At 29.0% G+C, this 13,825-nt stretch carries 11 protein-coding genes; 8 read left to right on the top strand and 3 right to left on the bottom strand.

All coding sequences use genetic code 11. The features are described from left to right. Nucleotides 1-192 precede the first annotated feature (192 nt). The gene (locus GXK56_RS28580; protein ID WP_279283110.1) at nucleotides 193-321 is read right to left on the bottom strand and encodes a hypothetical protein; all 129 of its coding nucleotides are present in this window, start codon (nucleotides 319-321) and stop codon (nucleotides 193-195) included. A gap of 271 nt (nucleotides 322-592) precedes the next feature. Between GXK56_RS28580 and GXK56_RS16190 the strand changes: the two genes are divergently transcribed. From GXK56_RS16190 to GXK56_RS16180, 3 genes are all read left to right on the top strand, one after another. Beyond that, complete coding sequence (locus tag GXK56_RS16190) at nucleotides 593-2,575, top strand: YgiQ family radical SAM protein (protein ID WP_160689245.1); 1,983 nt, start codon at nucleotides 593-595, stop codon at nucleotides 2,573-2,575. 191 nt (nucleotides 2,576-2,766) lie between these two features. Beyond that, complete coding sequence (locus GXK56_RS16185; protein ID WP_160689243.1) at nucleotides 2,767-3,684, top strand: AEC family transporter; 918 nt, start codon at nucleotides 2,767-2,769, stop codon at nucleotides 3,682-3,684. A gap of 193 nt (nucleotides 3,685-3,877) precedes the next feature. Continuing rightward, nucleotides 3,878-4,642: an exodeoxyribonuclease III gene (locus GXK56_RS16180; protein ID WP_160689351.1), complete on the top strand. Its 765-nt coding sequence runs from the start codon at nucleotides 3,878-3,880 to the stop codon at nucleotides 4,640-4,642. Nucleotides 4,643-4,705: 63 nt separating this feature from the next. Here GXK56_RS16180 and GXK56_RS16175 read toward each other — a convergent pair whose 3' ends face one another. Beyond that, on the bottom strand, nucleotides 4,706-5,389 hold the full coding sequence (locus GXK56_RS16175) for a DUF624 domain-containing protein (protein WP_160689241.1): 684 nt from the start codon (nucleotides 5,387-5,389) through the stop codon (nucleotides 4,706-4,708). Between the two features lie 609 nt (nucleotides 5,390-5,998). On the opposite strand from GXK56_RS16175, the gene GXK56_RS16170 reads away from it, so the two are divergent. From GXK56_RS16170 to GXK56_RS16150, 5 genes are all read left to right on the top strand, one after another. Next, complete coding sequence (locus GXK56_RS16170; RefSeq protein WP_160689239.1) at nucleotides 5,999-7,354, top strand: extracellular solute-binding protein; 1,356 nt, start codon at nucleotides 5,999-6,001, stop codon at nucleotides 7,352-7,354. Between the two features lie 97 nt (nucleotides 7,355-7,451). After that, nucleotides 7,452-8,342 carry a sugar ABC transporter permease gene (locus tag GXK56_RS16165; RefSeq protein WP_160689237.1) on the top strand — a complete coding sequence of 297 codons (891 nt, stop codon included), beginning with the start codon at nucleotides 7,452-7,454 and terminating at the stop codon, nucleotides 8,340-8,342. A 3-nt stretch (nucleotides 8,343-8,345) separates the two neighbouring features. Beyond that, nucleotides 8,346-9,233 (top strand): carbohydrate ABC transporter permease, encoded by an 888-nt coding sequence (locus GXK56_RS16160; protein ID WP_160689235.1) that lies wholly within the window; start codon nucleotides 8,346-8,348, stop codon nucleotides 9,231-9,233. 70 nt (nucleotides 9,234-9,303) lie between these two features. Further along, nucleotides 9,304-10,821: an alpha-N-arabinofuranosidase gene (locus GXK56_RS16155; RefSeq protein WP_160689233.1), complete on the top strand. Its 1,518-nt coding sequence runs from the start codon at nucleotides 9,304-9,306 to the stop codon at nucleotides 10,819-10,821. Nucleotides 10,822-11,068: 247 nt separating this feature from the next. Then, nucleotides 11,069-12,499 carry an arabinan endo-1,5-alpha-L-arabinosidase gene (locus GXK56_RS16150; RefSeq protein WP_160689231.1) on the top strand — a complete coding sequence of 477 codons (1,431 nt, stop codon included), beginning with the start codon at nucleotides 11,069-11,071 and terminating at the stop codon, nucleotides 12,497-12,499. Nucleotides 12,500-12,631: 132 nt separating this feature from the next. Here GXK56_RS16150 and GXK56_RS16145 read toward each other — a convergent pair whose 3' ends face one another. Next, entirely contained in the window at nucleotides 12,632-13,549 is a 918-nt protein-coding gene (locus GXK56_RS16145) for a winged helix-turn-helix transcriptional regulator (protein WP_160689229.1), read from the bottom strand. Nucleotides 13,550-13,825: the final 276 nt, after the last annotated feature.

Genomic DNA, 13,825 nt, shown 5'->3' with positions numbered 1-13,825 from the left:
ATATATGTATATGTAAATTGAAAATGCATGGAAAGTTTAATATATAAACAGTCCATGCATTTCTTATATTAAAATTTAATCATTAATCTTTATCTTTCTAAAAGCATCAAACACTTTTGATTCCTGAAGATAAAGAATTTATCATCTGTATCTTATGATCAAAAATACTAAAAAAATATTTATTAATAAATTTTATAAGAAAAATAATAGAGGCCACCAACTAAAACCGTTATTAAATCCATTATTAAAACCACAATTATTAAATCCGCAACAGTTGTTACAACATCTATTACAGCAACATCTTCTACAACATCTACTCATAATTTATTTCTCCTTTGAATCTTTAATCATTTGTTATAGTAATAATATATTCAACATAATTAAAAAATGTACACAAAATTTATAAATAATTTATTTATAAATTTTGTTTTAAAATGAAATAAATATGAAACTTAAAAGAGTATCAAGTTAATTAAGATGAATTTTACAGATAAATGAATGAAATAGTATTATATACATACAGAATTAAGAGTCTTTATGTTATAATAACCAAAGGGAAAATTACGCAAAAGGAAATTAAGTAGGTGGAAGCATGTTAAATGAAAAGAAATTTTTACCCATAAGTAAAAAAGATATGAGAGAAAGAGGCTGGGATGAGTGCGATTTTATAATAGTCACAGCAGATGCATATATAGATCATCATAGTTTTGGAACTGCAATTATTTCAAGGGTGCTTGAAGCACAAGGGTACAAAGTTGGAATAATACCGCAGCCGGATTGGAAAAATATCTACGATTTTCAGAGACTAGGGAGACCGAAATATGCTTTCTTAGTCAATGCAGGAAATATGGATTCAATGGTTAACCACTATACAGTTAGTAAAAAGCTAAGAGAAAAGGATCTTTATTCTCCAGGTGGCGAAATGGGTCATAGACCAGATATGGCAACTATTGTATATTGTAATAAAATAAGAGAAGCATATAAAGATATTGATATAGTAATAGGTGGTATTGAAGCAAGTCTTAGAAGATTTGCTCATTATGATTATTGGAGTGACAAAGTAAGAAAGTCAATACTTGTAGATAGTACAGCTGATCTTTTGATTTACAGTATGGGGGAAAAGCAAATTGTTGCTGTAGCAGAAAGTTTAAAGAATAAAGTTCGTGCAAAGGATATTACTTATGTTAGGGGGACTTGTTATCTTACTGAAAGTTTAGAAGATATTCAGGATTATATTGAAATACCTTCGTATAAAGAAGTGAGTATAGACAAACGTAAATATGCACTTGCCAGTAAGATTGAAGATGATGAACAAGATTCCGTAAGAGGGCATATTTTAGTTCAAAAACATGGAAATAAATATTTGGTTCAAAATATTCCAGAAACTCCATTAAACAGAGAAGAATTAGATGAAGTGTATAATTTGCCTTATATGAGAAATTATCATCCAGTATATGAAGCAAAAGGTGGAATACCTGCAATAGAAGAAGTTAAATTTAGTACTGTAAGCTCAAGAGGTTGTTTTGGTGATTGTAAGTTTTGCGCTATAACTTTTCATCAAGGTAGAGTTGTCCAAAGTAGAAGTAAAGAATCTATATTACAAGAAGTTGAAGAAATAACAAAGATGCCTGATTTTAAAGGATACATACATGATGTTGGAGGACCAACTGCAAACTTTAGAAAACCTGCCTGCGGCAAGCAATTAGCTTTTGGTGCCTGTAAGGGTAAAGATTGTTTATCGCCAAATGTTTGTGGCAATGTGGATGTAGATCACTCTGAATTCCTGGAATTACTTAGAGCTATAAGAAAAGTTCCAAAGGTAAAAAAAGCATTTGTAAGGTCTGGATTAAGATATGATTATATAATGGCTGATAAAGATGATACTTTCTTTAAGGAATTGGTAGAGCATCATGTTAGTGGAAAATTAAAAGTTGCGCCTGAACATGTATCTAAGGATGTATTAAAGTATATGGGTAAGCCAGCAGGAGAGACCTATGATAAATTTGTTGCAAAATTTGAAAAAATAACGAATAAGCTGGGGAAGAAGCAATATATAATTCCGTATTTAATGTCGTCTCATCCAGGTAGTACTTTGCAATGTGCTATTGAGCTTGCAGAATATTTAAGGGATATAAATTATCAGCCAGAGCAGGTTCAAGACTTTTATCCAACTCCAGGAACGTTGGCAACTACTATGTATTATACTGGCCTAGATCCGGCTACAATGAAGGAAGTTTATGTGCCAAAATCTAAACATGAAAAGGCTATGCAAAGAGCATTACTTCAGTTTAAAAATCCTAAATACTATACATTAGTGTATGAAGCTTTAACAGAAGCAGGAAGAACGGATTTAATTGGAAATGGACCTAATTGTCTCATAAGAGATAAGAATAACACTTCTAAAAATAACCAATACAATAAAAATAAGCAAAGTAATAAGGACATTAAAAGTAATAAAACTAATGATAATAGAGGGAGTAAGGGTAAGCAAATAAGTGATAAACATAAATCAAGAAATGCTAATGGAAAAGATAAGACAAAAACTACCTCAAAGCATAAAAGTAGAGTTAGATAGTAGATAAATCATAGTGATTACCTTAATAAAATGGAAAATTTATTAAGGTAGTCATTTTTATATGCTATAATTATCTTTATGAGCAAATTATTAATTCTCAATTATTAATTAGAAATGCTTCTAGAATTTCATAAATTAAAATGTATAATATTAATTAGAATTTATAAGATAACAAAAGAAAGGGAGATAAGATGTGGGAGATAATAATAAAAGCATTTAGCTTCATTCTTATAATTGTTTTGGGTAATGTTTTAAAGAGAATTGGGGTGTTTGGGCCTAAGGATTATAAGATTGTAACTAAAATTATTATGAATATTACGCTGCCATGCGCATTAATTACAGGTTTTGCTAACTTTAAAATGGAGACATCAATGCTTTTAATTGTTTTATTTGGATTTTTGGCCAATATAATCATGTCAACAATAGGGTACATATTTGCAAAGAACAAAGACAATAAAGAAAAAGCATTTAATATGCTTAATCTAGCAGGATATAACATAGGATGTTTTACACTTCCTTATGTACAAAGTTTTTTGGGACCATATGCAGTGGGAATTGCAAGTCTTTTTGATACGGGAAATTCAATAATGTGTACTGGAGGAACTTATGCAATAGCTTCTGGAGTGGCAGGGGAAGGTGGTAATCAAAGTGTTAGAGGCTTTCTTAGGAAGATATTTTCTTCTGTACCCTTTGATACATATTTACTAATGCTAATTATAACTGTAACAGGAATTAAATTACCACAAGTGATTTACAATATTACTTCAAACTTAAGTGTAGGTAATGCTTTTTTGTCAATGCTTATGATAGGTATGGTATTTGAATGTAATTTAAAACGAGAACAATTGTTTAAAGTTGTGTCTATGTTAGGTATACGCTATATAAGTTCTTTTATTTTTGCAATAATAATTTATTATTTACTTCCATTTTCGATAGAGATAAAGCATATTTTAATAATATTAGTTTTTGGTCCTATTTCGGTGCTTTCTCCAGTATTTACAGGATATTGTAAAAGTGATGAAGGGTTAGCAGGCGTAGTGAATTCATTAAGTATTCCTATTAGTATTTTAATAATCACATCACTTTTATTTATTTTACATATTACATAGTATGGATTTCAATTAACAATGTGGAATCGACAACTAGCAGTTTTTAATGAAATCATTTAATGATTTTATAACTAGTTTTTATAATCAACTATAGAATACTAACTTAAAAAATATATATGAAATCAAGTGGATTAAATCTATATTATGTTATATAATAATTATTATTGATTAGAATTTACGAAAGTCGGAGGATATAATAGTGAAGAAATTAATTTCATGGAATGTTAATGGATTAAGAGCTTGTGTTAATAAGGGATTTTTAGAATTTTTTAAAGAAGTGGATGCAGATATATTTTGTATTCAAGAAAGTAAGCTCCAAGAAGGACAAATAGATTTGGATTTAGAAGGATATAAGTCTTATTGGAACTATGCAGAGAAAAAAGGTTATTCAGGTACAGCAGTGTTTACTAAAGAAGAACCTATAACTGTAAAAATAGGAATTGGAATTGAGGAACATGATAAAGAAGGAAGGGTAATAACATTAGAATATCCTGAATTTTATCTAGTAAATGTTTATACACCAAATTCCAAACAAGCATTAGAAAGACTTGATTATAGAATGGTATGGGAAGATGTGTTTAGAAGTTATTTAAAAGAACTTGAAAAGAATAAACCTGTTATAGTTTGCGGAGATTTAAATGTTGCTCATGAGGAAATTGATTTAAAAAATCCTAAATCAAATAGAAAAAATGCTGGGTTTACAGATGAAGAGAGGAATAAAATAGGAGAGCTTTTAGATGATGGGTTTATAGACACCTATAGATATTTTTATCCTGATAAAGAAGAGGTGTATTCATGGTGGTCATATAGATTTAAAGCAAGAGAAAAAAATGCTGGATGGAGAATAGATTACTTTTTAGTTTCGGAATGTTTAAAGGAAAAGTTAATTGATGCTGATATACATATGAATGTAACTGGATCAGATCATTGCCCTGTAGAGTTAAAAATTGAATTATAAAAATTAAAACCACAAATCAGCTGTAATATATAAGTTGATTTGTGGTTTTGTAGTTATAAAAAATTATTCTTTTATTAGATATTTATTTATTCCATACCAAGAAGTGAATGAAGAAATAAATGACATGAGACTGAAGGTGAATATGAAAATAAGAGGAAAAACTAAAGGTAAATATATAATAGTTCCAATTAAAATAAAACCATAAGCTAAAGAGCCTATTAATGTATGTTTTAAACATACAATGCTCAATGATAATGCATTTTTAAATATATCTTTAATAGAAAGTGATATTGTAGTAAGTAGTGGGAATATATATATCCATGCAAATAATAGCAAAATCATCATAAAAAGGCATAAGAAGAAAATGACATATAGAATAGGATTTGCTTGAGAAAGCTTATAATAAAACACAGAGGCATAATATAATATTGAAAAAATAAAACAAGATAAAAAGCCACAAACAAATGATTGTTTCCAATTGCTTTTAAAAGCAGCATGGAAATCTTTAATCATAAATAATACTGGTTTTCTTCTGACAATGGACATTGTAATAGAAGTTAATGCTCCAAAAGCAGGGGCAATTGTAACTATTGGTATACAATATATTATAAAGATGATATTTAGCTTCATTAGATCCCAAAACCGAGATATAAATAAATCAAAAAATAAAGATAACCCTTCTTTGGAGGGTTCGTTTTTTTCTACTCCAGAACCTTCGTGTTGGAAATTAGGTGAAAATATTCCCATAAAATCAATCTCCTTTAATATTATATATAATTGTTTTACAATAATTCATAATAAATTTAAATAATGCTATATTAAAAAGCTAATATAACAATAAATATTTTATTAATAGATATAATAAATATATGAATGAATAGGTTTATAAATAGTATATCATTTGATAGAAAGGGTTGCAATGTTTGCTAATTATATGTTTTAAAATAAATTAAAATAATTTAGAAAAATATAATATAAAAGTGTTGACTTTAATTTATAACAGTGTATAATAAAATCATAAGGATAAAACAAAATATGATACTAAAGCATATGAAAAGGATTACCTGGGTAAAAAAAGATATATTATTACAGATTCATAGAATAAAAAGTATATTTATGGTAGAAAAATGATTAGGATAAAGAATTTACATTAAAATATATTTTACAATAATCTAAAATAAACTTTTCCAGTACATATTGAAATTAGATCCTTAGTATTATTTCGAACTTAATAACAAACGTATACAAATTATTATCATTTGTTTTGGTCATTATTCTTTAAAGTTATTTTAAATTACAAGGGAATAATGTTCACTAAATATATTAACTTCATTCATAAAATGGGAGGTAAATAATATGAAAAGTGTAAAAATATTAAAGAAAATTGCAACTGTAATAGCAGCTACATCTGTTGCAGCTACTATGTTAGTTGGGTGTGGTAACAGTGGAGCAGCAAACAATACTTCTAGTAATAGTGGGGAAAAGAAATCAGATTCAGCGGCTTCGGGTGATCAATTAGAAATGTGGACATTTGTTGATCAACATGCGGCATTCTTTGAAAAAATGCAAGGTAAATGGAATGAAAAGAATCCAGATAAGAAATTAGATATTAAATTCACAGTTCTTCCTTATGATGACATGCATAACAAATTACAATCAGCATTGTTGTCCGGACAAGGAGCTCCAGATATATGCGACGTAGAAGTAGGTAAATTCCCTAACTTCTTAAAGGGTGAACCTCAATTAGAAACCCTTGATGATGTAGTTGCTCCATATAAAGATAAGGTAGTTAAGTCTCGTATTGATCTTTATAGCAAAGGTGGACATGTTTATGGTTTTGACTATCACGTAGGTGCAGTTGTTGCATATTACAATGATGATCTTTTATCAAAAGCAGGAATTGATTATAAGACAATAAAAACTTGGGATGATTTTAAAGCAGCTGGTGAAAAATACTATAAAGCTACTGGTAAAGTAATGGGTACTTGTGATACAGCAGGTAGTACAACATTAACATTAATGCTTGCTGAACAAGGTGGTGACTATACTACTTCTGATGGTAAGCCAAATATCAACAGTAAGGAAATGGTTACAGCACTTACAAAGTTAAAAGAATTACAAAATGCTAATGCTATTCGTACAATCGATGGTGGACAACCTGATACAGATCCAGGTAAAGCAGCAATGAACAGTGGAGATATCGCTGTTGTAATCAAAGCTTTCTGGATGATGTCAAGATTTACTCAATCAATTCCAGATGGAGCAGGTAAATGGGCGATTGCTCCAGCTCCAGTATTTAAAGAAGGTCAACCACGTTCAGTAGGTGATGGTGGTACTGGTACAGTTGTTACTAAAAATGCTAAAAACAAACAAACTGTTAAAGAATTCTTAGCATGGGCTAAATTATCTGATGAAGGTGAAAAAGCAATCTGGGAAGATTTAGGATTCGATCCAGTTAATACAGCTTTATGGTCTGATAAGACTGTTACTGATAATCCAGAAAATAAATTTGTTAAATATTTCAAAACTAAACCATTTGACACATTAAATGCAATTAAAAATGAAATTGGATTATGTAAATCAGTTGAAGCAAGTCCAAATGTTGGTGGAGCTATAGCACAAACAGTTTTACCTAGTATCTTCGATGATAATGCAGATATAAAACAAACATTAGATGCTGCTCAAGCACAAGTAGAAAATGAATTGAAGTAACATTATTTTATTAATCATACAAAGAAGCTATTTTATAAAAGCTTGAAGCTATGAAATAGCTTCTTTGTAATATATCTAGGTAGGAGGAAGTTAAGCAATGATTAAAAGCTTTATTTATAATAAAAAAGTTGCACCATATGTATTTATATTGCCATTCATGTTAACATTTTTAGTTTTCTTCATTTCTCCAATGGTAAATGCAATAATCATGAGTTTTCAAGACGTATTGCCAGGTTCAAGACAATTTATAGGATTAAGAAATTATACGAAATTATTAGGTGATAAAATATTTGTAATTGCAGTTTGGAATAGTGTTAAATATATGTTCTGGACAATAGTATTTCTTGTTCCAATTCCATTAGTACTTGCATGTATTGTAAACAGTAAGATAATGATTGGGAGAGAATTCTTCAAATCAGCGTTTTTCTTACCATCTTTAACTTCTGTTGTTGTAGCAGGTATAATAATTAGAATGTTCTTTGGAGAAAAAGCTACTTCATTAGGGAATCAATTTTTAGCACTATTTGGGGTAGAACCTATTAAGTGGTTAAAAGTAGCACCTGCAGGATTTATTGTGTTAATAATCTTTGCGTGTTGGAGATGGATGGGCGTTAATATGATGTATTTTTTATCAGGATTAAAAAATATACCACCAGAATTATATGAATCTGCAAGAATTGATGGCGCATCTACTTTACAAGTTTTTAGAAGTATTACAATACCAATGCTTAAACCAACAACTATCTATGTAGTTACTATATCAGTAATTGCTGGGCTTTCAATGTTTACTGAAAGTTTGATAATTTTTGGAGGGAACAATTCAACAAATAATATTGGTACTACTATTGTAGGTTATTTGTATAGACAAGGAATCGAAAAAAATGCAATGGGTTATGCATCAGCAGTTGGTATAGTGTTATTTATACTTGCGATGGTTATTAACTTAATTCAATTAAAACTAAGTGGACAATTTGATAAGGAGGCATAAAATATGGCAGCAAGTATGATAAAGACAAAAAGTAATATAAATAATAAAGCAAATAAACAAACCAAAAGTAAAACTTTTGTGCTTAAAATAATAAATTTCTTATTATTCGCTGCAATCAGTGTAGTACTAATACTTCCGTTTTATGCACTTGTTATTACAACATTTAAAAATGGAGCTACAGTTATTTCAAATGGTATGGATATATCATTAAAAGGATTATCTTTAAAAAATTATATAGTACTATTTACTCAACCTAATAGTTTTTTTACTTGGTTTGGTAATAGTTTATTTTTAACAATAGTGTCAGTTTTTCTTCAATTACTTTTAAGCGCATATGTTGCATATGGATTTGCAGGATATGATTTTAAAGGAAAAAACTTTTTGTTTACTTGTGTGCTATTTGTTATGGCAGTACCTTTTGAAATATTAATGCTTCCTTTATATAGTCAAATAAACAATATGCATTTAACAGATACTTACACTGGTATAGTGTTACCTGGTATAGTAGCAGCTGGAACTGTATTCTTCTTTAGACAATACTTATCTGGAATTCCTAGAGATTTAGCTGAGGCAGGAAGAATCGATGGAGCATCAGAATATGGTATATTCTTTAGAATTATATTACCAGTTATGAAGCCAGCATTTGCGGCAATGGCAATCTTAAATACTATGGGTTCTTGGAATAACCTATTATGGCCATTATTAGTATTAAAGACTTCAAGCAAATTTACTTTACCAATTGGTATAAATACACTATTTACTCCTTACGGAAACAATTATGATGTAGTTTTTGTTGGATCATTCTTATCAATTTTACCAATATTAATTATATTCTTATTCTTCCAAAAGTATATTATTGATGGTATGACAGCAGGAGCGGTAAAGGGATAATAGTTTCAATAAGAAGTTAAAAATTTTTCATAAAAAGGTTCAACCTAAATTTCGAAGGAGATGAATTATAATGCAAAAAAAAGCAAAAATGGTAGTAGACAAAGATTTTAAAATATCTGAAATAGACAAAAGGATTTATGGTTCTTTTATTGAACATTTAGGAAGAGCTGTATATGGTGGTATTTATCAACCAGATCATACATCCGCTGATGAACAAGGTTTTAGAAAAGATGTCATGGAACTTGTAAAGGAATTAAATGTGCCTATTATAAGATATCCGGGCGGAAATTTTGTTTCAAATTTTTTTTGGGAAGACAGTGTAGGTCCTATATCAGAAAGACCAAAAAGATTAGAGTTAGCTTGGAGAAGTCTAGAAACTAATGAAATTGGATTAAATGAATTTTCTAGGTGGACAAAAGCAGTAGGCTCAGAAGTGATGATGGCAGTTAATCTTGGAACAAGGGGAATTAAGGATGCCTGCAATTTATTAGAATACTGTAATCATATTGGTGGAACAAAATATAGTGATTTAAGAATAAAACATGGAGTTAAAGAACCTCATAAAATAAAGACATGGTGTTTAGGTAATGAAATGGATGGACCATGGCAAATAGGACATAAGACCTCTGAAGAATATGGAAGATTAGCATTAGAAACAGGAAAAGCTATGAAACTTATTGATCCGGATATTGAATTGGTTTCCTGCGGAAGTTCAAATACTGGAATGCCAACTTTCCCAGAATGGGAAGCTACAACTTTAGATCATACTTATGATGTAGTCGATTTTGTATCCCTTCATCAATACTATGGAAACAGATTTAATGATACTCCAAACTTTTTAGCTCAAAGTGTTGATATGGAACATTTTATTAAAACAGTTACAGCTACTTGTGATTATATTAAAGCAAAAAAGCGTAGTAAGAAAACTATGAATTTAAGTTTTGATGAGTGGAATGTATGGTTCCATTCTAATCAAGAAGATGATGATATAATGAAAAATCATCCATGGCAAAAGGCTCCTGCACTTTTAGAAGATGTATATAATTTTGAAGATGCTCTTTTAGTTGGATTGATGCTAATAGTTTTAATGAAACATTCAGATAGAGTTAAAATGGCATGTTTAGCACAATTAGTTAATGTTATTGCCCCAATTATGACTGAAGAAAGTGGACCAGCATGGAAGCAAACAATATATTATCCATATTTACATGCTTCAAAATATGGTAGAGGAATTGCATTGCAACCAGTATTATCTTCACCAAAACATGATACTATAGATTTTACAGATGTAACTGATATTGAATCTATAGCAGTATATAATGAAGAAAAAGAAGAAGTGACCATATTTGCAGTTAATCGTAATTTAAGTGAAGAAATTGAATTAACTTGTGATGTAAGATGTTTTGAAAATTACAAAATTATTGAACATATTGTATTAGAACATGATGATGTGAAAATAGTAAATTCTCCAAAGGGTGAAGCAGTTACTCCAAAGAATGTAGATAGAAGTGAATTAGTAGATGGAATTATTACTTCATCTTTAAGAAAAGCATCTTGGAACGTAATTCGTTTAGGAAAGAATAAATAAAAATATTAATATATTTTTTCTATAATTAATGAAGTTCGATTGCTTAACATATTATGATTTGTAAATAAAATAGATTTAGAAGATCTGTTATGATTTATATAAAATAGGATTTAGCTGCTAACAAATAGAAAGGCTAAATCCTATTTTAATATAGAAATTCTAATTAATTTTATAATGTGGATGAGTAAAATTACACAATAATTATTCTTTAGAGAAAAGTTATTGTTGTTAAAAGAAAGGTGATAGAATGAAAAAAAGTATTTCGATTTTATTATTAGTGATATTTTCAATTGGAATGATTGGGTGTACATCCATATCAAAAGAAGATGTAGAAAAGAGTTTTGCAAAAGTGAAATTTCCACAAGATCCTAAAGTAGAAGAGTCTAGAGATTTAAGTGTAACAATTGATAAAAGCAAATGGGGGACTTTAGGTGCTCATGATCCATCAATATATAAAGATAAAGATACATATTATGTATTTTCTACAGATGCAAGAGTTGGAGGAAATGCAACTCCGGCTATACAAATCAGAAAATCTAAGGATTTAATTAATTGGGAGTTTGTAGGTCAAGCTTTAAAGAGTATTCCAGATGAAGCTAAAACATGGAGTCGTGCTCAAGGATTATGGGCACCAGAAGTAACAAAAGTAGGAGATGAGTATTATTTATATTATTGTGCTTCAAGTTTTGGGAAAAATAAATCTTATATTGGACTTCTAAAAAGTAAATCAATTGAAGGGTCATGGGAAGATCAGGGACTTGTGTTAAAGACTAATCAAGGTGATGACAGAAATGCATTAGATCCAAATATTATTTTCGATAAAGATGGTGCAATGTGGATGTCCTATGGATCATTCTGGAGTGGAATATATATAGTAAAGCTTGATAAAAATACTGGTAAGCCAGCTGATCCTAAGGATAAAGGTAAAAATATAGCTACTAGAGATGTATCTGTAAGTGGTGCCGTTGAGGGCCCATATATTATATACAATAAAGAACAAAATAAATATTATTTATTTGTTTCATATGATTCACTATCTTCAGATTATAATGTGAGAGTTGGAAGGGCAGATAATATTGAAGGTCCTTATGTAGATATTAATGGAAAAGATATGACAGATGTATCTAAATCTAATCCAAATGAAATTGGGAATAAAATTATGGGCGGATATAAATTTGGGGATGCAGAAGGATGGCTGGCTCCAGGACATAATTCTGTTTTAGATGACAATGGAAATTATTATATTGTTCACCATGTAAGAACAGAGAAAAAGCCAGATTGGTTTTATTTAAATGTTAGAAAGATCTTGTGGTCAGAAGATGGTTGGCCAATGGTATCACCTGAAAGATATGCAGGAGAAACTGAGCAAAAGATTGAAAAAGCAGCTTTAGTTGGAAATTGGCAACTCATAGTACAAGATAAAAATGATAATAAGATAATACCTTCTGTGCAATATGAATTTACAAGTAGCAGTAAGGTAAAAAATGAAAAGCAGTCAGGAAAATGGGAATTAACAGGAGATAATAAAATTACTGTGAAAATACCAAATGATAAAGGAGAAGAAGTGGAGTATAATGGGAAAGTAATTGCATCCTGGGATTGGGAAAACAAAAAACAAACTTTGGTGTTCACAGCAATAGATAAAAAAGGAGTTTCTTTATGGGGAAAACTTGTTTAATATGATGTTTGTAAAGTATTTTTGTTAAAAATGATTTTATAAGATTTAATAAGATTTTATATAGAAGCTCCATTAAAAAAGCATGTTTATACAGATATTATCTATATAAACATGCTATATTATAATAAATAACTATACTGATAGAACATTGTAAACTAATCTTACGCTTATTCCTTGATTGTAATTACCGAAGTTTTTACCGAATATTGTTAAGCCGCCAATATGTTTTGTGCCTTCTGGAACTGCTAATTTTAATAATATATCACTTTTATAATTTAATTCTAAATCTTCTAAAGTAACATCTGAAATTTTCATTCCATCAATAAATGTTCCAAAGGAGTTAATACTTAAAAGCTTAAGAAGCCCATATTGATTCCAGTTAGAGAACCACCAAGATGGAGTTAGTATTCCTTTGCTGTCACCAAAATCACCAGGACTAGTCCAGCTACCTACATTTACACTGTTAATATAAAAATGTATATCTGAAGGCCAATCATTGCATATTCCTGGAGCTTCAGAACTTATTTCCATTGAAATTTGAATTTCTGAGAATGTTTCGTTAGGCTTTAAATAGTTTGGAATTCTATATTCGATATAGCCTTTAGTGAACCATAAAATATCTGCATTTATTCTTTCTGGATCTGCAAAATAATTTGGATTGTCAACTTCTCCAATAAGTTTATCTTTAGTTGCAATACCACAAGTAGGAGTAATATCATAGTTAGAATAATGTCCTACATTTAAATCTATATCATAAGAATTTTCTAAATCTTGTGTTCCTATATCAATTACAAATTTATCTTCATGTAAAGAGCATATTTTTTGTAAGCCATGCTTTCCTGTGAGATTTGTAGTTTTTATCAATCCACACTCTTCTAATTTTTTAATGTGCATAGTAACAGCACCATTTGTTAAATCTAGCTTCTCAGATAATTCATTCATATTTAATTGTTTATGCTGAGATAAAATATCTAGAATATTTATTCTTACATCAGAACTTAAAGCTTTAAAAACAGGTAAACTATCTTTTAAATTAGTAATATGAATCATAGTAATCTCCTTAATAAAATTAATATTATAAATTACTTAATTAACAGCGGATATAAATATTAATTAGGTAATATGTTAATAATCTTTTAATACACTTTTAATATATTATTAATAATTAATATAATTATACCCTTAAATTTGATAAAAGAAAACAATTATTTTAGGGAATTATAAAACAAAACGGAATTTGTAATTATTTATAAAAATAACAAGAAAATTTTAGGATATATTTATTGGTTAATATAATATTTTCTATATTTTATATTGAAAATATTA

Origin of the sequence: Clostridium sp. C2-6-12, assembly GCF_009928485.1 — a bacterium.
GTDB lineage: Bacteria > Bacillota > Clostridia > Clostridiales > Clostridiaceae > Clostridium.
This window is presented reverse-complemented; position numbering and strand designations above follow the sequence as displayed.